This is a genomic window from Streptomyces sp. R11 (assembly GCF_041051905.1).
Taxonomy (GTDB): domain Bacteria; phylum Actinomycetota; class Actinomycetes; order Streptomycetales; family Streptomycetaceae; genus Streptomyces.
Genome location: NZ_CP163432.1, coordinates 8,133,355 through 8,154,581, shown reverse-complemented (window position 1 = coordinate 8,154,581; position 21,227 = coordinate 8,133,355). Strand labels below are relative to the sequence as shown.

General features: G+C 71.0%; 16 protein-coding genes. 3 read left to right on the top strand and 13 right to left on the bottom strand.

Translation table 11 applies throughout. The features are described 5' to 3' along the window. The first annotated feature begins 141 nt into the window (after positions 1–141). Entirely contained in the window at positions 142–846 is a 705-nt protein-coding gene (locus AB5J55_RS37775) for a FadR/GntR family transcriptional regulator (protein WP_369274936.1), read from the top strand. A 29-nt stretch (positions 847–875) separates the two neighbouring features. Here the strand turns inward: AB5J55_RS37775 and AB5J55_RS37770 are convergent, their stop codons facing one another. From AB5J55_RS37770 to AB5J55_RS37740, 7 genes are all read right to left on the bottom strand, one after another. After that, positions 876–1,691: an N-acetylmuramoyl-L-alanine amidase gene (locus AB5J55_RS37770; protein ID WP_369274935.1), complete on the bottom strand. Its 816-nt coding sequence runs from the start codon at positions 1,689–1,691 to the stop codon at positions 876–878. 93 nt (positions 1,692–1,784) lie between these two features. Next, entirely contained in the window at positions 1,785–4,802 is a 3,018-nt protein-coding gene (locus AB5J55_RS37765; RefSeq protein ID WP_369274934.1) for an alpha-mannosidase, read from the bottom strand. 26 nt (positions 4,803–4,828) lie between these two features. Beyond that, complete coding sequence (locus AB5J55_RS37760) at positions 4,829–6,844, bottom strand: endo-beta-N-acetylglucosaminidase (RefSeq protein WP_369274933.1); 2,016 nt, start codon at positions 6,842–6,844, stop codon at positions 4,829–4,831. Continuing rightward, the gene (locus AB5J55_RS37755) at positions 6,841–8,106 is read right to left on the bottom strand and encodes a glycosyl hydrolase (RefSeq protein WP_369274932.1); all 1,266 of its coding nucleotides are present in this window, start codon (positions 8,104–8,106) and stop codon (positions 6,841–6,843) included. The genes AB5J55_RS37760 and AB5J55_RS37755 overlap by 4 nt, the downstream gene beginning before the upstream one ends. Before the next feature lie 53 nt (positions 8,107–8,159). Continuing rightward, positions 8,160–9,080, bottom strand: a complete 921-nt coding sequence (locus tag AB5J55_RS37750; protein ID WP_369274931.1) for a carbohydrate ABC transporter permease — start codon at positions 9,078–9,080, stop codon at positions 8,160–8,162. Further along, a complete protein-coding gene (locus AB5J55_RS37745; RefSeq protein WP_369274930.1) occupies positions 9,077–9,979 on the bottom strand; it encodes a carbohydrate ABC transporter permease in 903 nt (300 codons plus the stop codon). Before AB5J55_RS37745 ends, AB5J55_RS37750 begins: the two co-directional genes overlap by 4 nt. 6 nt (positions 9,980–9,985) lie before the next feature. Beyond that, on the bottom strand, positions 9,986–11,287 hold the full coding sequence (locus tag AB5J55_RS37740; RefSeq protein WP_369274929.1) for an ABC transporter substrate-binding protein: 1,302 nt from the start codon (positions 11,285–11,287) through the stop codon (positions 9,986–9,988). 221 nt (positions 11,288–11,508) lie between these two features. Between AB5J55_RS37740 and AB5J55_RS37735 the strand changes: the two genes are divergently transcribed. Next, complete coding sequence (locus tag AB5J55_RS37735; RefSeq protein WP_369274928.1) at positions 11,509–12,555, top strand: LacI family DNA-binding transcriptional regulator; 1,047 nt, start codon at positions 11,509–11,511, stop codon at positions 12,553–12,555. Between the two features lie 9 nt (positions 12,556–12,564). On the opposite strand, the gene AB5J55_RS37730 is transcribed toward AB5J55_RS37735, so the two are convergent. The 4 genes from AB5J55_RS37730 to AB5J55_RS37715 all read right to left on the bottom strand — a co-directional run bounded on the left by AB5J55_RS37730 (position 12,565) and on the right by AB5J55_RS37715 (position 17,709). Further along, on the bottom strand, positions 12,565–13,122 hold the full coding sequence (locus AB5J55_RS37730) for a hypothetical protein (protein WP_369274927.1): 558 nt from the start codon (positions 13,120–13,122) through the stop codon (positions 12,565–12,567). After that, entirely contained in the window at positions 13,122–14,225 is a 1,104-nt protein-coding gene (locus AB5J55_RS37725; RefSeq protein ID WP_369274926.1) for a serine hydrolase domain-containing protein, read from the bottom strand. Before AB5J55_RS37725 ends, AB5J55_RS37730 begins: the two co-directional genes overlap by 1 nt. Positions 14,226–14,293: 68 nt before the next feature. Next, positions 14,294–15,844 carry an alpha-L-fucosidase gene (locus AB5J55_RS37720; RefSeq protein WP_369274925.1) on the bottom strand — a complete coding sequence of 517 codons (1,551 nt, stop codon included), beginning with the start codon at positions 15,842–15,844 and terminating at the stop codon, positions 14,294–14,296. 29 nt (positions 15,845–15,873) lie between these two features. Next, complete coding sequence (locus AB5J55_RS37715; RefSeq protein WP_369274924.1) at positions 15,874–17,709, bottom strand: family 20 glycosylhydrolase; 1,836 nt, start codon at positions 17,707–17,709, stop codon at positions 15,874–15,876. Positions 17,710–17,958: 249 nt separating this feature from the next. Between AB5J55_RS37715 and AB5J55_RS37710 the strand changes: the two genes are divergently transcribed. Beyond that, entirely contained in the window at positions 17,959–19,302 is a 1,344-nt protein-coding gene (locus AB5J55_RS37710; RefSeq protein WP_369274923.1) for an amidase, read from the top strand. Here AB5J55_RS37710 and AB5J55_RS37705 read toward each other — a convergent pair. Both AB5J55_RS37705 and AB5J55_RS37700 read right to left on the bottom strand, forming a co-directional pair. Further along, a complete protein-coding gene (locus AB5J55_RS37705) occupies positions 19,299–20,525 on the bottom strand; it encodes a GDSL-type esterase/lipase family protein (RefSeq protein ID WP_369274922.1) in 1,227 nt (408 codons plus the stop codon). The genes AB5J55_RS37710 and AB5J55_RS37705 overlap by 4 nt on opposite strands. A gap of 44 nt (positions 20,526–20,569) precedes the next feature. Next, the gene (locus tag AB5J55_RS37700; protein WP_369274921.1) at positions 20,570–21,148 is read right to left on the bottom strand and encodes a TetR/AcrR family transcriptional regulator; all 579 of its coding nucleotides are present in this window, start codon (positions 21,146–21,148) and stop codon (positions 20,570–20,572) included. Between the last annotated feature and the right edge of the window lie 79 nt (positions 21,149–21,227).

The following is a 21,227-nucleotide window of genomic DNA, read 5'->3' as shown; positions in this document are numbered from 1 at the left end:
ATTTATCAGACCACTTCGCCGACGCAACACCCTCGGGAGGCAGTTTTTCGGCGTTTCCAGCCGTAGTGGTCAGACCAACCTGGTGATTACACTGCGGCTCACCGGGCCCGCTCAGGCGCCTCGGGCGACGGGAGGAACGGCGTGGAAGACGAGACAGCCCCGCAGAAGGGCACCGTGACGCAGCGCGCCCTGGAGCAGATCAAGGCGATGATCGCCGAGGGACGGCTGGAGCCCGGGCAGCGCCTGCCGACCGAACGCGATCTGGCGGTCCAGCTCGGCATCTCCCGCAGCTCGATGCGCGAGGCGATCCGCGCACTGACGGTGCTGGGGGTGCTGGAGGCCCGGCACGGTTCGGGCATCTACGTCACCCAGTTGGAGGCCGGCGACCTGCTGGAGACGTTCGGCGTGGTCGCCGACCTCTCCCGGGGTCCGCGTCTCGTGGAGCTGCTGGAGGTGCGCCGCATCCTGGAGTCGACGGCGACGGCGCTGGCGGCGGCGCGCATCACGCCGGACCAGCTGGCCGAGGTCGAGAAGCATCTGACGGCGATGAACGCCACGGAGGACCCCGAGGAGATCCTCGCCCACGACCTGGCCTTCCACCGCGTGATCGCGGCCGCCGCCGGCAACGACACCATGGCCGCGATCCTGGAGGGACTGTCCTCGCGCACCTTCCGCGCCCGCGTCTGGCGCGGCTACCAGGAGGAGGGCGCCTTCACCCGCACCCGCCGCGAACACGCCGCGATCCACCGCGCCCTGGTGGCCCACGATCCGGAGGCGGCCCGGGCCGCGGCGGCCGCGCACGTGGGCGAGGTGGAGCAGTGGCTGCGGACGCAGCTGGGCGGCTGATCGAGGCCCGGCCGAGTCCGCGCCCTGCACTACGGCTGCACGTCGAAACCGTGCTCCCGTCCGAGTGTCTCCAGTGACGCATGACCGGGGATGCCGTCGGCGTCATCGCCGGTGAGGCCGCAGCGGCGCTGCCAGGCGGCGTAGGCCTCGACGGTCGACGTGCCGAAGTGGCCGTCCGCGAGGTCAGGCGAGAGGAGGCCCTCCGCGACGAGCGCCTTCTCCACGATCTTCACTCCGGGGTACGACACCGGGGTGCCCGGCGCGGCGGGGTCGTGCAGCGCCGCGGCGACCACCTTCGACACGTCGACCACCGGCCTCGGCGCGGGATCGGGCGGCGAACCATCCGGCCGCGGCGCGCCCTGCTTCACCCACGCGTACAGGTGCCGGCCCGGGCACTCCGTGGCGAGACCGTCCCTGTGACCCTTGATCTCGTTGCCGGCACCGTGCTTCCGCAGCAGCTCGATGCCGTCGCGGATCGCACCGAGCATCGCGTCCGTCGGCTTGGTGAGCCCCTCGTCGCCGACCAGGCCCATGATCGCGTAGTGGCCGCGGTTGAGGTCCTGGTTACCGTTCGCCCCGGTGCGCTTGCCGAGGCCGCGGCCCTCCAGGAGATGGCCGTGCGGGCAGGCACCGTAGTTGTAGGCGATGTCCGAGTAGTTCTCCTTCTTGTTCGCCAGGTGGTCGACTCGGATCTTCTTCCACTTGGCGATGCAGAGATCGTGGTGGTCGAGGAGCTGCAGGCTGACCGGCGCGCCTTCGTAGTGGACTTTCACGCCCTTGGTCGATGTCTGCGTGGGTGCGGCGGATGCGGGCCAGCCGAGCTGGGCTCGCGTGACAAGCTTCAAGAGTGCCTCCAAGGCGCACATGGGACCCCGAATCGCCTTGAGTCTGAGGCCGGTTGCCGCCCGCCACGCGATGCCGCGCCCGCCGTTCACCCGTCAGTGGACCGCAGTGCGCCGAAGCCGCAAAGTCACCAGCTCGAAGGGCCGCAGGCGCAGGGCGACACGACGGCCGTCGTACGACGGTGGCTCCGGCAGCGGTCGTTCCAGCAGATCCGTCGCCGCGACGTCCGCGACGTCGAAGTCCGCGGCCAGCGTGGCCCGTACCCGGCCGCCGTGGGCCTCATGGAGCCGCACCACCACATCTCCGCTGCCGTCGTCGGCCAGCTTGACGGCCGTGATCACGACTGCGTCCCGGTCCACCGTCACCAGCGGCACCACCTCCCGCGCGCCGGTCACCGACCGCTCCGGCAGGTTGATCCGCCAGCCCTCGCGCACGGCGTCCCCGATGCCCGCGCCCGGCACCAGGGCGTGCCGGAAGCGGTGGACGCCCTGGTCGGTCTCGGGGTCCGGGAAGCGCGGGGCGCGCAGGAGGGACACCCGCACCGTGGTGGTCGTGCCGCGGTCGCCGTCGGTGCGGACCGTGCGGGTCACGTCGTGGCCGTAGGTCGAGTCGTTGACGACGGCGACGCCCCAGCCCGGCTCCTCCAGGTGCACGAACCGGTGGTTGCAGGCCTCGAACTTGGCCGCCTCCCAGGAGGTGTTGGTGTGCGTGGGCCGGTGGAAGTGTCCGAACTGGGTCTCGGACGCGTACCTTTCGGCGTGCACGTCGAGCGGGAAGGCGAGCTTCAGGAACTTCTCCGTCTCGTGCCAGTCCACCTCGGTGTCCACCACCAGCCGCCGCTCCCCCGGGGCGAGGGAGAGCAGTTGGGTGACGCGGGAGTCGCCGAAGGACCGCACGATGCGCACGCCCTCCCCCGCGGGGGCGATCTCGTCGAGGTCGGTCAGGTCGGTGACGGTGTTGCGGTAGAACTCGTCGACGTCCCAGGCGTCCCACATGTTCGGGAAGTCGGGGTGGAGCTGTAGGAGGCCCGCGGCTTCGCCGGGCGCGATCGTCTCGCGGTCGGCATCGATGTCGTACGCCGACACGACCAGGCCCCGTGCGTCGATCTCGATGCGCAGCAGGCCGTTGTCGAGGACGAAACCGCCGTCCGGGCGGGGCGCGAGCGCCGTGCGGCCCTCGGTCGCCGGGGGGCGTGCGCCGCCCGCCGGTACGCCCTCGCGCGGGTGCGGGGCGGAGTTGAAGACGAGCTCGGTCTCACCCTCGCCCGCCAGCGCGCGCTGGGCCGACTCGATGATCGCGGTCAGCTCGCCCGCGAGGCGCTCGTACGTGGCGCGTGCCTCGCGGTGCACCCACGCGATGGAGGAGCCGGGCAGGATGTCGTGGAACTGGTGCAGCAGCACCGTCTTCCAGATGCGGTCCAACTCCTCGTACGGGTAAGGGAATCCGGTGCGTACGGCGGCAGTCGCGGCCCAGAGTTCCGCCTCGCGCAGAAGGTGTTCGCTGCGGCGGTTGCCCTGCTTCGTCCTGGCCTGGCTGGTGAGGGTGGCGCGGTGGAGTTCGAGGTAGAGCTCGCCGACCCAGACCGGTGGGTTCGCGTACTCGGCCTCGGCCTTCTCGAAGAACTCCGCCGGGGTCTCCCAGACCACGGTCGCCGAGCCCTCGAGGTCCCGCAGCCGCGCCGCCTTCGCGACCATCTCGCGGGTCGTGCCGCCGCCTCCGTCGCCCCAGCCCGTCGGGGCGAGGGAGTGCCGGGCGACGCCCTTGTCCTTGAAGTTGCGGGCCGCGTGGGCGATCTCGCTGCCCTTCATGGAGCAGTTGTAGGTGTCGACGGGCGGAAAGTGGGTGAAGATCCGGGTGCCGTCGATGCCCTCCCACTGGAAGGTGTGATGCGGGAACTTGTTCGTCTGGGACCAGGAGATCTTCTGGGTCAGCAGCCACTTGGAGCCCGCGGCCTTGATGATCTGCGGCAGTCCGGCGGCGAAGCCGAACGTGTCCGGCAGCCACGCCTCGTCGTTCTCGACGCCGAACTCGTCGAGGAAGAACCGCTTGCCGTGCACGAACTGCCGGGCCATCGCCTCCGAGCCCGGCATGTTGGTGTCCGACTCCACCCACATCCCGCCGGCCGGCACGAACCGCCCGTCCGCCACCGCCTTCTTCACCCGCGCCCACACCTCGGGCCGGTGCTCCTTGACCCACGCCCACTGCTGGGCCTGCGACATGGCGAAGACGAAGTCGGGCTCGTCCTCGATCAGCGCGGTCATGTTGGACGTCGTCCGGGCCACCTTGCGCACGGTCTCGCGCAGCGGCCACAGCCATGCCGAGTCGATGTGCGCGTGCCCGACGGCGCTGATGCGGTGGGCGGACGGCACGGCGGGCGTGGCCAGTACCTCGGCCAGCCGTTCCCGCGCCCGCGCCGCCGTGCGGCCCACGTCCTGCAGGTCGATCGTGTCGAGGGCCTTGTCCACCGCCCGCAGGATGTCCCAGCGGCGCGCCGACTCCACCGGCAGCTCCGCCATCAGCTCGCCGAGCACCTCCAGGTCGATGACCAGCTGCCAGACGTTCTCGTCGAGGACGGCGAGGTCCATGCGGGTGAGCGTGTACTGGGGTTCGCTGCCGGCGGTGTCCTTGTCGCCCAACTGCGTGGGCAGGAAGGGGTGGTAGTCGAGGATGACGGGGTTGGAGGCCGCCTCGATGTGCAGCCGCACCGGCTCCCCGCCCTCGACGGGCGCGCCGATGCGCACCCACTGGTTGCGCGGGTTGAGGCCCTTCACCGGGGTGCCGTCGGGCCGGTAGACCAGGCCCTCGCACTGGAAGCCGGGCATGTTCTCGTCGAACCCGAGGTCGAGCAGTGCCTCGACGGTCTTCCCGGCCCACGCCTCGGGCACGGTCCCGGTGACCCGGAACCAGCTGGTGCCCCAGGGAGCACCCCACCTCGCCCCGACCTCGATCGGCTCGGGTTCGGCCGCGAGTCCCTCGGCGACCGGCACCGGTTCGCCGGGCGCGTGCCACACCGCGACGTCCAGCGGCACGGACTCGGGGTACACGGCGGGTCGGATGCGCTCGTCGAGGACGCGCTTGAGGCGGGCTTCGACCAGGCTGCGGTCGTCATGCATGCGGGGTGCTCCAAGGGTGAGGGCGGTTACCAGGTGTGCGTCACGGTCACGGGAGCCGACGAGGTGTAGAGCTCCCCTACGGCACGCAGTTCCAACCGTGTGGTCCGCTCCCCCGGTTCGGGTTGCAGACCGGCGACGAAGTAGGCCGGCTGACAGGTGCCGCCGAGGAAGCGCCGGGTGCCGTCGGGCAGGACGCGGTGCAGGGTGTGGTGGCGTGGGTCGCCGGAGCCGGGGTTCCAGGCGAGGCGCAGGTCTCCGCCGGCCGCTGCGGTGATCCGGAATCCGGTCGGCGCCGCCGGCGTGGTGACGGTCTGCCGGACGGCGATCCCGCCCAGCCGCCACTTCACGGGTGCCCCGCCCGTGGCGGTGAGCCGGACGCCGATCGCGTGCGCGGTGCCGGTCAGACCTGTGAGTCGTACGGTCGAGGTCTGCCATGTGCTGCCCGAGTCCACGGGGAAGTACGTGTACGGCGGTGTCGCGCCCGGACTGCTCGGCTCGGCTGTGGCCACCGCCAACTCGACCTTCACGCTGCCCTCATCGGTCCGATGCGTCAGCTCGACGACCGTGTCGGCCGTGATCGGCAGGCGGGTCGCGTACATGTCCACGACCGCCGGCAAGTCCAGTTCACCGTCGACGAGCACGCTGCTCCCGCCGCGCCAGGCGTCCTCGAAGTCGAGCGTGACGGCGGGGCGCTGTCCGTCGGTGTGCACGACCCAGCGCCGGGACGGCAGCCGGTCCTGCAGGCCCAGATGGTTCCACGGCTTGTCCGACGTCACCTCCCCGTCCTCGTACCACCGCAGCCCGTGCCCGGTGTTGAACACGCTCGCGAAGGGGACCGCCGTGACCGTCGACCGGTCGGCGACCGACACGGCCGGTGCCCGCCAGGCATCCGTGCCGTCCGGCCGGGACGGGTCCAGTGAGCGCCCGGTCCAGAACCTGTCGTCGGCGGCGTGGAACGCTCCCGGCCCCCGGCCGTCCGCGGGCAGGTGGTTGCGTGTCCACTCGGGCCGGTAGAGGCCGACCGACACCACGTGCGCCTTGTCGCGGGGCACCATCGCGTCCCAGTTCACGGACGTGTTCCAGCCGTTCGCCTCGACGTCGACGCCCGCCCACAACTCGTAGCGGCTGCGGCCCAGTTGACGGGCGCGCTGCCCGGACGAGGTCAGCTTCGCCGCCGTCCACCGGAAGTCGACGAACATGTCGTCGGCGGCCTGGAAGAACGCCTCGTTCTGGGAGTTGAGGGCGCCCTGCCAGCTCACGGACCCGTTCACGGTCATCGAGTCGTACCAGGTCACGCGTTGGCCCTTGACCTTGGCGAGGGTCTTCAGCTCGCGCATGAAGCCCAGCATCGCCGAACCCAGCGCGGTGTTCCCGCCACTGGTCTCGGCGTTGACGAACCAGCCGTCGAACCCGTACGCGTCGGCGACCGCGACCAGCCGTTCGGCCAGCGGATACCGCCCGGCCGCGTCCTTCTGCACCAGGTCACGGGTCCACTGCAGCTGCCCGCCGTAGGCGACGGGCGGCAGGAAGATGTTGCCGAGGACGGGCACCCCGTGCCGGTGGGCGGCGTCGACGATAGGCGCGTTCGGCGCGAGGATCAGCCCCTCCCCCGACGAGCCGCCCCAGAAGACCAGCTCGTCGATGTAGGCCCAGTGGGTGAGGGCGTAGTAGTCGGCGGTGGCCGCGCCCTGGGACGGGTTGCCGGCGGTGGGACCGAAGGACACCAGGGACTGGATACGGGCCTGTCCCGCGCGGGCGGTCGGGTTCGCCGGCGTCGGCGTGAAGCGCGGGGCGAGGGGGACGCTCGCGGCGTTGAACGCGAGGTCCGGGTCGTCGGCCGGGCGCCAGGACTTCAAGCTGCGCCAGGTGATGCCGGTGCCCGGGGTTCCGGAGGGCAGCGAGTCCGGGTACCAGTAGGAGGCGTACGGCTGGAGCGCGGCGGCTTTGGGCGCGCGGGAATCCGGCGCGGCGGCCGCCGGCAGCGAGGGCAGCAGTGCGGCCGTGGCGCCGGCGAGCAGGATGGTGCGTCTGGTGGGGTTCACGAGCGGGTGCCTCCTTGGAGTCCGTGTGGGGCGGGGAGTACCTGATCGGGAGTGACGATTTCGGTGATGCCGCGGGCGGCCAGATGGTCCCGGTCGTCCGCGCGGGTGTCGAGGACGGTGGTGGGGCGGGCGCCGTCGGCGGTGAGCCGGAAGAAGGCGTCGAAGACGGGGCCGCCGGGGGCGCAGGCCGAGCGGACCGCGGGGTCGGCCGGGACCACGAGGGCGGTGGTGCGAGGCGTGGGCGCGGGCACCGGTTCGCTCGCGGCGCGGGCCAGCACCCGGGCCGCGTCCTTCGGCTTGCGGTCGTTGGTCAGCAGGCCGAGCCCGTATTCGAGCCCGGGGAAGTCGGCCAGCTCACGGGACACGTCGTGCGAGCACCACCAGGTGATGCCCCAAAGGTCCGGGCAGTCCAGGGCGTTCGCGACGGTCGCCTCAGTGAAGGCGGCGGCGTGCTCGGGCGCGACGAGGGGCGCGGGAGCGCCGACCTCCTGGAGCCAGACGGGACGGCGCGGGTCGGCGGCCCAGGCCTTGCTCAGCTCGACGAGGTACGCGGCATGGTGTTCGGTCGGGACGGAGGTACGGCCGTGGCGCTGGGCGGTGCCGTTGAAGACCCAGGAATGCACGGCCGTGACGGCGCCGTGCCGGGCGGCCTGCGCGGGCGTGAACGGCTGGTCGTCCTGGTACCACGTGGCGTCGTACTCGGCGTGCAGGTGCAGCCGTCCGGGTGCGCCCTCCTCACAGGCGGCGAGCATGCGCGTGAGCCAGCGGTCGATCTCCTCCTCGGTCGCCCGGTCGGGGTCGGGGTGCGGGCCCGCGGAGAACTGGTTGACCTCGTTGCCGAGGGTCATGCCGAGGAAGTTCGGCCGGTCGGCGAGGGCGGCGGCGAGGGTGCGCAGGTAGGCGGCCTGGCCGTCGAGGACGTCCGGGTCGGTGAAGAGGTTCCGGCGGTGCCAGGTCCGTGTCCAGGCAGGCAGGAAGTCGAAGCTGCTCAAGTGGCCTTGCAGACCGTCCACGTTGACGTCGAGGCCGCGTTCCGCGGCGGCGTCGACGAGCTGGACCAGCTGGTCGACGGCGCGGCCACGGATCAGGGTGCGGTTCGGCTGGAAGTACGGCCACAGCGGGAACACCCGGACGTGGTCGAGACCCAGCGCGGCGATGGAGTCGAGGTCGGCGCGTACGGAGTCCAGGTCGAAGTCGAGCCAGTGGTGGAACCACCCCTCGCTCGGGGTGTAGTTGACGCCGAAGCGCACGGCAGAAGGCATGCGTGTCCTTGTGACGGAGGTGCGAGGGAGGTACGGATGGCAGGCTCAGCGGGTCAGCCCTTGACGGCGCCCTCCCCGACACCGCGGAAGAAGTACCGCTGGAGACAGGCGAAGAGGGCGATCAGCGGCGCCACGGCGATGATCGTGCCCGCGGCGACGAGGCGTTCGTCGTTGGCGAAGGTGCCGTGCAGATAGTTGAGGCCGATGGTCAGCGTGAACTTGGACGGGTCGCTCAGCACGATGAGCGGCCACAGGAAGTCGTCCCAGGCGCCCATGAATGCGAAGATCGCGACGACGGCAAGGGTCCCCTTCACCGACGGCACGGCGATGCGCAGGAAGCGCTGCCAGACGTTGGCGCCGTCGACGTAGGCCGCTTCCTCGATCTCGTACGGCAGGTTGAGGAAGGCGTTGCGCATCAGCAGGACGTTCAGGGCGCTGATGCAGCCGGGCAGTACGACGCCGACGAGGGTGTTGTTGAGGCCGAGCTCCCGCATGGTCGTGAACTGGGCGATGATGATCCCCTCCACGGGCACGAGCATCGCGAGGATGAACGCGAGCGTGGCCGCGCGGCGGCCCCGGTAGCGCAGCCGGGCGAGGGCGTAACCGGCGAGTGCCGCGCCGACGCAGTTGGTCACGACGTTGGCGGTGGCGACCTTCAGCGAGTTGAGGGCGTAGTCCCAGACGGGGATGGTCTCGGCGACCCGCTCGTAGTTGTGCAGGGTGGGGTCGCCGGGCAGGAACTTCGGCGGGGAGCTGAAGATGTCCTCGGTGGGGCCCTTCAGCGAGGTCGACAGCTGCCAGAGGAACGGGCCGACGGTGAGGGCGAGCACGCCGAGCAGAAGCAGGTAGCGCAGGGCGAGTTCCCAGACGCGGACGCGGCGGCCGTGCTCGTCGGTGACTCGGGGTTCGCGAGCGGCGGCCGCCGCCTTGGCCTTCGCCTTCGTCGCGGGCCGTACCTTCTCCAGCACGCTCATGACTCGTCCTTCCGGTCCGCGCGCAGCACGAGCAGCATCAGGGCGACGGTGACGACGAACACGACGACCGATATGGCCGAGGCGTAGCCGACGCGGCCGGTCAGGCCGGTGCCGGTGCGCTGGACGAGCATCACGAGGGTGGTGTCCTCGCCCGCCGGTCCACCGCTCGGGCCGGCCATCAGGTACACCTCGGAGAACACCTTGAACGCGGCGACCGATGACAGCGCCCCGACCAGGACCATGGTGGAGCGGACGGCGGGCACGGTGACCGTGAGGAAGCGGCGGACCGCTCCGGCACCGTCCACGGCCGCCGCCTCGTGCAGTTCGCGGGGCACGTTGGCGAGCGCGGCCAAGTAAATGATCATGTAGTAGCCGAGGCCCTTCCAGACCGTCACGGCCATCGCGCTCAGCAGGAGCAGCCACTGGTCGCTGAGGAAGCCGACGCGTCCGACGCCGATCGCCTCGAGGAGAGAGTTCACAAGCCCCCGCTCGTCGAGCAGCCACACCCAGATCAGCCCGACCACGACGATCGAGGCGACGACCGGCGTGTAGAAGGCGGACCGGAAGAAGGTGATGCCGGGGATGTTCTTCTGCACGAGCAGCGCCAGCAGCAGGGGCAGGACGACGAGGGCGGGGACGACGCCGACGACGTAGAGCGTGCTGTTGCGCAGCCCGATCCAGAACATGTCGTCGCCGAGCAGCTCGCGGAAGTTGGCGAGGCCCACGAACTCGCCCGGGATCAGCGTGCGGCGGTCGGTGAAGGCGTTGACCAGCGTGGAGACGAACGGGTACAGGATGAAGGCGCCGATGATCAGCAGGCCCGGGGCGGCGAACAACCAGGGACTGGTGGGCAGTTGGCGCCGCACCCGGGAGACACGTGGGACAGCCGAGCTCGCCATGATGAATCAGCCCTGCTGCTGAAGGAGCCGGTTACAGGCCTCGACAGCGTTGTCAAGAGCTTCCTTGGGGCTCTCCTTGCCCTGCAGGGCCTTGGCCACCTCGTTGCGCAGCTCGGTCTTCATCTGCTCGCTGAACAGCACGGGCGTGTAGTTGACCGCGTTCTTCAGCGACTTGGCGGCGGCGACCCGCACCCGCGTCTCGTCGGTGCCGTCCTCTTCGGTGAAGTACGGGTCGTCGAGGGAGCCCGCGGTGCTGGGGAAGATCGCGACCTGCTTGGCGAACGACATCTGGTGCGCGGCGTCGGTGACGTAGTGGGCGAAGGCGACCGCGGCGGGCGCACGCTTCGTCCGCGCGTTGACCATCACGCCCATCACGTACATGTTCACGTGGCCGGTGCTGGTGATCTGATCCGTGATCCCGATGTTCTTGTACAGGTTCGGTGCCTGCTTCTTGAAGTTGCCGAGGTCCAGTGCGCTGCCGGGGTTCATGGCGACGGCTCCGGTGAGGAACTTCTTGCCGGACGACTCGGGGGTGGCGGTCAGCGCCTGCGGGTCGAGGGCCTTGGCGTCGTACAACTCCTTGTACTTGGTGAGGAGTTCGACTCCCTTGGCGTCGTTGAAGGTGAAGGCCGTGCCCTCCTTGTTCATGAGCTCGACGCCGTAGCGGCCGAAGTCCTCGACGGTGGGCACGTTGGCGAGGGTGGCGACCTTGCCGTCGGTCTTGTCCGCCATCTTCAGGGCCGCGTCGAAGACCTCGTCGTACGTCTTCGGCGGCTGCTCGGAGTCGAGTCCGGCCTCCTTGAAGAGGGACTTGTTGTAGAAGAGCGGGCCGGTGTTGAGGTACCAGGGGAAGGCGTAGGTGCCGGTCATGCCCGGTATCCGGTGGCTGGCCCAGGCGCCCTCCAGATACTCCTTCTTGTACTGGGAGGCCGCCTTGTCGAGGTCCAGCGCGAGGCCCGCCCTGGCGAGCGGGGCGACCAGGTCCGGCGAGACGTTGACGACGTCCGGGAGCGTGCCGCCGGCGGCGTCCGCGCTGATCTTGTCGGCGTAGCCCTCGGCGGGCTGGTCGATCCACTTGACGTCGGTGCCGGGGTACTTCTTCTCGAAGTCGGCGATCAGGCCCTCGAAGTAGGGCTTGAAGTTGGCGCGGAGGTTCCAGGTCTGGAAGGTGATGTCGCCTTCGACCTTGCCGGAGGCGTCGGCGGTGCCGCTGTCGCCCCCTGACGAGCCGCAGGCACTGAGCGGCAGGATGACACAGGCGGCGAAAACGGCGGCGAGGGCTCTGCGGGGACTACGGGAAACGGGCACCGTGAACCGTCCTCCTTTGCGGGCGGGTTGGTCGACGAGGCAGACCCTGCACGCCGCTCCACGGGCCCGTCAATGGCTCTTGCGGAGCTAATTTCATTAGTGACTAATGCGCATTAGAACCATCGAGCTGAACCGCATTAGATTCACGGACCTGAACCGCATTAGTGCATACTGCTGCGGGAATGAGCCGTGGGAATGTGTCGGCGGAATGGGGAATCGCCATGTCAGGCAAGCGGTCACCGGCCCGTCGGCCGACGATGAAGGACATAGCGCGGCACGCGGGGGTCTCGCAGAGCGCGGTCTCCTTCGCGCTGAACGGCCGGCCGGGCGTGTCGGAGGAGACCCGCGACCGGGTGCGGCGGGTCGCCGAGGAGCTGGGCTGGCGGCCCAGTACGGCAGCGAGGGCGCTGTCCGGGGAGGGCGCCGCGACGGTCGGCTTCGTGTTGGCGCGTCCCGCCGACACGTTGGGGGTGGACTCGTTCTTCCTCCAACTCGTCTCCGGCATCCAGGAGGTGCTGGCGGAGCGGCATCTCGGGCTGCTGTTCCAGGTGGTGGAGGACGTCGCCGACGAGTGCGCGGTGTACCGCCGCTGGTGGGCCGAGCACCGGGTGGACGGCGTCCTCGTCGTGGACCCGCGCACCGACGATCCCCGCCCCGACCTCCTCGACGAACTCGGCCTGCCCGCAGTGGTGATCGGTGGCGCCCCCGACGACCGCCATCCCGGGCTCTCCACGGTCTGGGCGGACGACGCGGGCGCGATGGCCTCGGTCGTGGACGGCCTGTACGCCCTCGGCCACCGGCGGATCGTGCACATCGCCGGCCTGCCGGGCCTCGCGCACACCGAACGACGCATCCGCACCCTGCGCGCCGAGGCCGGGCGGCGTGGCCTGACCGAGGTGAAGTCGGTGACCACCGACTACTCCGACGCCGAGGGCGCGGCGGTCACCCGCCGGGTGCTGGAGGACCCGGCTCCCCCGACCGCGCTGATCTACGACAACGACGTGATGGCGGTGGCCGGCGCCGCCGCGGCGGCCGAACTCGGCTTCGCCGTGCCCTCGGACGTCTCGGTGGTGTCCTGGGAGGACTCGGCGCTGTGCCGCATCGTCAAGCCATGGCTGTCCGCTCTGTCCCGGGACAGCGTGGAGTTCGGCCGTACGGCGGCACGTGAACTGACCGCCCTGCTGGACGGGGGGTCGGCACGCGCGGTACGGGTGCCGGTGCCGCGGCTGATCGAGCGGGGGAGCACGGGGGTGGCGCGGGGCGCGTGACCCCACGGCCTAGGCCAACGGCAGGCCGCCGAGGCCGGTCCGGCTGACGCCGCGAGGTGCGAGGGTCACCGGTCCGATCCATCCGTGCCGGATGAGGGCGACTTGGGACGGTAGCGGTGTCACGGGATCGACGGGTCTGCCTCGTGCCCAGTTCGCGAACAGCCCCTCGGTCGTCTCGACGGCGGCCACCACCATGGTCACCTTCAGGTCTCCGTCGCTCCAGGTGTTCCACAGGGCCCAGCCCTCCGGCCTGGGATCCACGCCGATTCGAGCGCACACCTCCTCGTACGTCTCCTCCACTCCGGCCGGCATGATCCCGGGCTTCAGCACGGTGGCGCCGACGAGCCGCACGGGGGGCCGGTCCTCCTCCAGGCAGCCGTCACCGCTGAAGTGGTAGTGCCGCAGAGCCCGCGCGAGGGCGTTCACGCTGCGTTGCAGAGGTGTCGAGTCCTGCGGATCCTCCAGGTACGAGAGCCAGCCTTCGTCGGACGCCGCCGCCCGGACACGGCCGGCGAGGCGCTCTATCTCCCGGAGGTAGTCCTGGTCGCTGAGCTCGCCGGACGTCATCAGCGCAGCCCCTGAAGCCCCTCGTACGCCGCCGCCACGATCTCCAGTCCCCGGGTGTCCTTGGCAGGCTCGCGCATCTGCTGCGTCACGTACGCCACCACCATCCGGCTGTCGGGCTCGATCATCACCAGGGAACCGCCCCAGCCGCCCCAGCCGTAGGCGCTGCCGAACAGCCCGTAGCCCAGGCCCCACCGCATCGGCATGCCGAGGACGCGGTCGTCGCCGGCGAACTGCTCCTCCCAGGCGCGGTCGCAACCGGCCCGGGACAGCAGCCGGACCCCGTCCACCTCTCCCCCGCAGGCCGGCAGCGACTGGACCAACGCCACGGAACGGGCGTTGCCGAAGCCGCTCGCCGCCGGGATCTGGGCGCGGCGCCAGGCCAGGCTGTTGCCGTCGCGGACGCGGACGCCGTTGCCCGCCTCGGAGCCCGAGGGGTTGGCGGGGGCGCTCGCCGCGTAGTCCTCACCCTGCCCCGATGGCGGGATCGTGCGCGCGACCCGATGGTCGTGCTCGGCGGCCAGCCCGATGTGGAAGTCCGCGCCCAGCGGCCCGGTCACCTCCTCGGCGAGGAAGTCGCCCACGCTGCGGCCGGAGATCCGCCGGACGACCTCGCCGACGAGGAATCCCTGGGTTAGCGAGTGATACCCGGCCGCCGCGCCCGGCTCCCACCGCGGGGCCCGCGCGGCGAGCCGTGCCGTGGCGGCGGGCCAGTCGTACAGCTCCTCGACCGGCCCGTCCCAGTCGGGCAGACCGGCGGTGTGCGAGAGCAGGTGCCGTACCAGCACCTTCTCCTTGCCCGCCGCGGCGAACTCCGGCCAGTAGCGGGAGACCGGTGCGTCCGGGTCGAGTTCGCCGCGGTCGGCCAGGACGAGGGCGCACAGGGCCGTCATCGTCTTGGTCACCGACCAGACGTTGACGATCGTGGCGCGCTCCCACGGGACGGTGCGCTCGGCGTCCGCGAAACCGCCCCAGACGTCCACGACCGGCTCACCGTCCACGAAGACCGCGACGGAGCCGCCCGCGTCCCCCGCGTCCAGCGTCGCGGCCAGCGCGTTCGGCACAGCGATGAACAGGTCGTCGTACGTGCCCTGAATGTCGGCCATGCGCCCTATCCAGCCCGCGCCGGCCCGCCCCGGTCAACCGATTTTCGGGCCCCTCGACCCGTACGGCGTCAGATCCGCGACCGGTACAGCCCGAACTCCACGATCCGCACCGCGGCCCGCGAGCCGGTCACCCGTACCCGCCACCGCCGCGCCCGCACCGGAGCCGCCAGCAGCAGAATGCGGCTCGCGCCGATCGCCCCGGCCCGGGTCACCTCCGTCCAGGCACCGTCCCGCTGCGCCTCGACGACGAAGCTCTCCACCTGCTGCCCTTGCCGGATGTCCTCCGCCAGCCGGATCCGGTCCACTTCCCGCTCGCGGCCGAGGTCGACGGTGACCCGCCCCGGCGACGCGGTCGTACGGCCGTCGCCCGCCAGGTCTTCCGGCAGCTCGCGGTCCACGCGCTCGCGGAACTCCCGCAGCCGTGCCACGTCAGCGGCAGGCAGCAGGCCGTCCGTGTCCGGCGGGATGTTGAGCAGGAGCACCGAGTTGCGGCCCACGGACCGGAAGTAGATGTCCGTCAACTGCTCGACGCCCTTGGGCTGTTGGTCGGGGTGGTAGAACCAGCCGTCCCGGATGGAGACGTCGCACTCGGCCGGCCACCACTGCAGGTGGTCGGCGACGGGCCGAGCCCGGACCAGTGCGGCACGGCTGCCCATGTCGGGGGCGTCGTACGCGAGGGCGTAGTCGGTGCGGCCGTAGTCCTTCTCCTGCACCGGTACGACGCTCCACTCGTCCTCCCGGGCCGGCCCGCCCTCGTTGCCGACCCATCGCACGTCCGGGCCGGACACGGCGACCACTGCGTCGGGCGCGAGCGAGCGGACGAGGGTGTACCAGCTGTCCCAGTCGTACTTCTCCACCTTGTCCGGCGGGATGCGGCCCTGCGCCCCGTCGAACCAGACCTCGTCGATGGGGCCGTACCCGGTGAGGACCTCGTAGAGCTGGTTGAGCATGTGGGCGCCGTAGTCGGTGGCGGGCAGGGTGTACGTCCGTGCCGCCGCCGGAGTGCGGTCGTCGGCCTCGGCGGGGGTCGGGATGGTGTGGTCGGTGCGGGCGCTGCCGTTGGCGTAGACGCCGTGGAGGTACTGGTTCTCGTCGGCCGGTGAGATGTAGACGCCGACCTTGATGCCGTACCGGCGCATGGAGTCGGCGAAGGAACGCAGCACGTCGCCCCGGCCCTCGCGCCAACTGCTCGATGCCACCGAGTGGCCGGTGTAGCGGGACGGGTAGAGCACGAAGCCGTCGTGGTGCTTGACGGTGAGGATGGCGAGCCGGAAGCCGCCGTCCCGCAGGGCACGGGCCCACTGGTCGGTGTCGAGGCCGGTCGGCTGGAACACGTCCGGGTCCTCGTCGCCGGTGCCCCACTCCAGACCGGTGAAGGTGTTCACGCCGAAGTGCAGGAACGCGGTGCGCTCCAGCCGCTGCCAGGCGATCTGCCGTGCGGTGGGGCGGACTTGGGAGGCCTTGCGGACCAGGTCGGCCTCGGTGTCGTCAGGGCTGACGGGAATGCGGTAGCGGGCGTCGGTCGAAGCGGCGGCGGGTGCCGCGAGGGCAGGTCTTGTCGCGCCGGTCGCGGCGAGGACAGCGGCTGTCGCGACGAAGACGCGTCGGGAAACGGCCATGGGACGGCTCCTCGGGTCGGGTCCTCAGGTCAGGTGCTCAGGTGCCATACGGCGGGCGGGCGCTGGTCAGGCGGGTACTGCACGAGCCGGCTGTCCCCCGCCGCACTCAGCGCCATCCGCGTGATGGCGTTGACCAGCCGATAGCCACTCGCCACGGGTTCCAACTGCCAGCGCTGGAGGGTGCTTTGCGCATCGCAGGCTTGGGGCGCCGCCTCGACTCCGGGCTGCAGCGGCACGTTGAGCGTGAGCTTTCCGCCGCGCACCTCGAGGCAGCCGGACGCGGTCCGCAGGGTCACATAGCCGTCGGCGGTGCGCTTCACCTCGGCGGCGAAGGACCGGCCGGGCGACCGGAAGGTGTACGGCCCGTCCGCCACCGGCACCCGCGTCAGGTCCCGCCACCCCGGCGCGTGCCCGACAGCCGTGCCGCGTGCGGTGAACTCGGCGTAGGAGGCCTCGGGATGCGGTTCGCCCCAGGTCGCCTGGGCGATGTGCCGAAGCGCGGGCCACAGGGCGACGGCGACCTCGTTCTCGGTCTCGCCGCGGCCGTTGTCGGGCCACAGGCTGATCTTCGCGCCGGTGATCCCGTCACGGGAGGCCAGCTTCTCCCCCTCGAAGCTGCGCGGGTCCCAGCTCTGGTCGTACAGCCCCTCGGTGTCGCTGTGGAAGCCACCGCGGACCAGGTAGAGGGCGTAGGCCGCGTTCATCAACGGATAGCCTTGATCGCGGAGTCGGCTCGGCTTGACCGCCACGTCCAGCCAGTGCTCGACCGTCGTTCCGGCGGTCACCGGGACGGTGTTGGCGCCGGTGAGCCCGTCGTTCCAGATGCGCAGCTTCCTGCCCTTGTCCGCCGCGTAGGTGTGGACACGGTTGACGAAGTCGATGAACGCGTCCTGCGGTGTGGCGTCCGGGCCGTACTTGTCCTGCGCGTACTTCAGGATCTGCGGGTACTTGGCGAAGTCGGAGCCGAGCATGTACTCGTCCGCTCCCATGTGCCAGGAGGTTGCGGGGAAGACCTCGGCGTACTCGTCGATCAGGCTGGTGTAGTAGGCGAAGGCCTCGGGCCGGGTGATGTCGAGACGCGAGGGCTGCTTGTTGCCGTCGGAGTCGGTGAGCTGGAGATCCGGGCGGTTCTCGATCCACGGGTCCATGTGCCCCGGGGAGTTGATCTCGGGGATGATCTCGACGTGGTACCGCTTGCCGAGGGCGACCAGGCGGCGGATCTCGTCCTTGGTGTAGTAGCCCCAGCTGTTGGCCTCGGGGTGGGCCTCGCTCTTCACCTTCAGTTCGAGGAGCAGCTGGTTGAGCTTGTGGTACGCCATCTCGCGGACCAGGTTCTCCAGCCAGGGCATCGAGATGTTGATGTAGCAGGCGCAGACGCCGACGCCCCGCTCCTTGTAGCGCGGTACGTCGACCGTGCGACCGGCGGGGATCCGGTCGCCCTGGGCGAGGAGCTGGAGGAGGGTGCGGGTGCCGTAGAAGGCGCCGGTCTCGGTCGCCGCGGTGACCGAGAGCCGCTTGTCCGCGCGGAGTTGGTAGCCCTCCGTGCCGAGGGAGGTCCGGGCGGGCTCGACGCCGATAACGATGTCACCGGGCTGGGCGCCGCCGCGCACCACGGCAACCTCCCCGTGTCCGGATGCGCGGAGGTCGTCGGCCAGGGTGTCGGCGACCCGCCGCTCGCTCGCGCTGTCGGCCACCAGGCGGGTGGAGCTCCTGTACGTGTAACTGCCGGATGCCGGTGTCCAGTCGGCCAGGGCCGGCACCGTGACCGGCGTCCCCTGGTCGCCCTCCGCGAGCGCCGGCACCGGGGCCGCGAGCAACTGCATCAGCGCCGCGAGGACACTGAACGATCGCCAGCGTCTCCTCATGAGGCACCCCCATTCATCGGATGTCTGATGATTGGGCGGGCCCCAAAGGCTGTCAATGGGATGCGACTGGCGTCGAGTTGGCTGATTGATCGGATGATGCGCAGGTCAGCGGGGTGGTGTCGAGGAGAGGACCTGTGAAAAGTCCAAGAAGACCGTCCCGAATATCCAAGCCCGGCGGCCTCTCGACGCCGGGCCTGCCGCCGGGCAGAGTTCTCCTACATACTCGTGAGTAAGCACCGAGGAGCGCCCGTGACCAACTGGGTCGGCCGGACCGCCGCCGAGATCGCCGCCGCCGTACGCGAGAAGCAGGCCACGCCCCGCGAGGTGGTGGCCGAGCACCTGGCCCGTATCGAGCGGCTGGACGGCCGCGTCGGCGCCTTCCGGATGGTCCGGGCCCAAGCGGCGCTCGCCGAGGCCGACGAGGTGGGCTCGCGCGCCGACCTCGCCGAACTGCCCCTGGCGGGCGTGCCGGTGGCCGTCAAGGACAACCTCGCGGTGCGCGGCGAGTCCAAGCGCATCGGGTCCGCGGCGACGCCGGACACCCCAGCCGCCGACGACCACCTCACCGTGGCCCGGCTGCGGGCCGCCGGCGCGGTGGTCGTGGGGCTGACGAACGTGCCTGAGCTGTGTGTCTTCGGCACCACGGAGGGAGTGCACGGCACCGCCCGCAACCCGTGGGACACCTCGCGCACGGCAGGCGGGTCGTCCGGCGGCAGCGCGGCCGCGGTCGCAGCGGGCATGGTGCCGATCGCCCTCGGCAACGACGGCATGGGCTCACTGCGCATACCGGCGGCCAACTGCGGCCTGGTCACCATCAAGCCCGGCACCGGAGTGGTCCCGGCCGGCGTGAGTGACGGCGACTGGTTCGGCATGTCGGAGAACGGCCCGCTGGCCACGACGGTCGAGGACGCGCGCCTGATGCTGTCGGTCCTCGCGGACACCGAGTTCGTGGGCCCGCAGGCGCCCGGTACGCACAGGATCGCCGTGTCCCTGCGCAGCCCGCTCCCCGGGGTCACCATCAGCAAGCCGTACGCGACCGCCGCACGCGATGCCGCCGGGCTGCTGATCAAGGCGGGGCACCAGGTACGACGCGCCGACCCGCCGTACCCCATGTCGCTCGGCGTCACTTCCCTCACCCACTGGACGGCGGGCACGGCGGTGGACGCGCAGGGTCTCGACCCACGGCAGCTCACCCGCCGGACCCGGGTCCACGCCGCTGTCGGCAAGCGCTTCGTGAACCGGGTGCGGGTCGGCGACAGCCGGGAGCAGCTGCGCCGGCGGCTGGAGCCGTTCTTCGCCGAGTACGACGTGCTGCTCACTCCGGCCCTGGCCCGCCGCTCCCCCAAGTCCGAGCCCTGGCACGAGCGGGGCTGGCTGCGCAACATCATGGCCAACACCAACTACTCGCCGCTGACCCCGCCGTGGAACCTCACCGGCTGGCCCGCGATGTCGATCCCCTTCGGGACGCTGCCCTCCGGCGCCCCCTGTGCCATACAGCTGGTCGGGCGCCCGGGAGCGGAGGCGGAGCTGCTGGCGCTGGCGGAGCGGATCCAGGAGCTGCGTCCTTGGCAGCGGACGGCGCCGCTCGACTAGGTCGTGAATGGACGGCCGGACGGCTGTTCGGCGCCGCCCTGTGAGGCCGCCGCCGCGAAGGGGCCGTCGCCGGTGAACGCCCGCTGCGCGAAGCGTTCGCCGATGCGGCGGTGGGTGGTGGCGTCGGGGTGGAGGTCGTCGGGCAGGGGCAGCTCTGCGGATTCGGCCTCGCCGTAGAGGTCGCGGCCGTCGAGGTAGTGCAGGTTCGGATCGTCGGCCGCTCGCTGCTTCACGATGCGGGACAGCTCCTCGCGGATCACGCCCAGCGTCAGCTTGCCGCTCGCGCGTTCCGCCGGGTCGCCCATGGCGACGAACTTCAGTTGGCCTCGGCTGAGGCCGCTGATGTCGGGGGCGCAGGGGCCCGGTGTGTCCTCGTGGATCGGGCAAAGGATCGGCGACACGACCAGCAGCGGTGTCGTCGGGTGGCCTTCACGGATGGTGTCGAGGAAGCCATGGACCGCGGGGCCGAAGGCGCGCAGCCGCATCAGGTCCATGTTGACCACGTTGATGCCGATCTTGACGCTGATGAGGTCGGCCGGGGTGTCCCGCATGGCGCGGGCGGTGAACGGGTCGAGCAGGGCGCTGCCGGCCAGGCCCAGGTTGATCAGCTCCACGCCGCCGAGGGTGGCTGCGAGCACGGGCCAGATGCCGGTGGGGCTCGCCGCGTCGGAGCCGTGGCTGATCGAACTGCCGTGGTGCAGCCAGACCTCGCGGCCCGTGTCGCGGGCGGGCTCGACGGGGGCATCGGTGCGCAGGGCGATCAGTTCGGTGGTCTCGTTGTGCGGCAGCCAGATCTCGACGTCCTTGTCGCCGTCGGGCAGCCCGGTGAAGCGGACGGTGCCGGGAGGGCCGGGCCGGTCCTCGGCGGTCCCCGCCGTCATGTCGATGGTCACGACGTTGCCGCCGGTCACACTGCCCCGCCCGGCCGGGCGGCCGTCGACGATCAGGTCGTACACGCCGTCCGGGCGGGGCGGGGCGCCCACGTAACTGCGCTTGGTGCGCAGCGCGTCCAGTTCGAGGGCGGTGGCACGGGTGCGGAAGACCAGCCGTACGCCGGAGGGCTGTGACTCGGCCATGGCCAGCTGCTCGTCGGTGTTCTGGGCGCGGGCCCGCGCGGGCAGGCGGTGCGGCAGCACGCCGTGCTCGGTGCGCTCGACGTCGAGGGCACCGCGCAGGAGATCGGCGGTGACGGGCGTGGTGATCCAGTCGTGCGGGGTGTCCATGTCCTCAGCGTCCTTGTTCTGGGCCTGTGTCCTCGGCCTGTCGATCAGGGGGTGAGCCCGGTGGGCCAGTTGCGCAGCAGGGCGTCGAGGGCGTCGAGGATCCTGGTCCAGGTCTCCTCGGAGTCGGGGGTGCTGTGACTGAAACCGCCCGCCGACTCCAGACTGGAGTACCCGTGGAAGACGCTGCCCAGCAGCCGTACGGCGTGTGTCGCGTCCGGCTCCGTCAGGTCGTAGCCGCGCAGGATCGCCCGGGTCATCTGCGCGTGCCGGACGCCCGCACTGGCGGCGGCCGTCTCGGGGTCGAGCCGCATCCGCGCGGCGGTGGAACGGCCGGGGTGCTCGCGCTCGTAGTCGCGGTAGACGTTCGCGAAGGCGACCAGGGCGTCCTTGCCGGCCCGCCCCGCAATGGCGTCGGCGGCCCGGTCGGCCAACTCCTCCAGCGCGAACAGGGCGATCCGCGTCTTGAGGTCCTGTGAGTTCCTCACATGCGAGTACAGGCTCGCGACCTTGACGTCGAACCGCCGGGCCAGCTCCGACGCGGTGACCTGCTCGAAGCCGACCTCGTCGGCGAGCTCCGCACCTGCCCGGACCAGACGTTCCGCGGTCAGCCCCACGCGTGCCATAACCATCCTCTCGCTTGCCATAAGCGAGTATGCACGCACCTAAAGCTTTTAGGCAAATAGGTAGACCGCTTTGACCTCT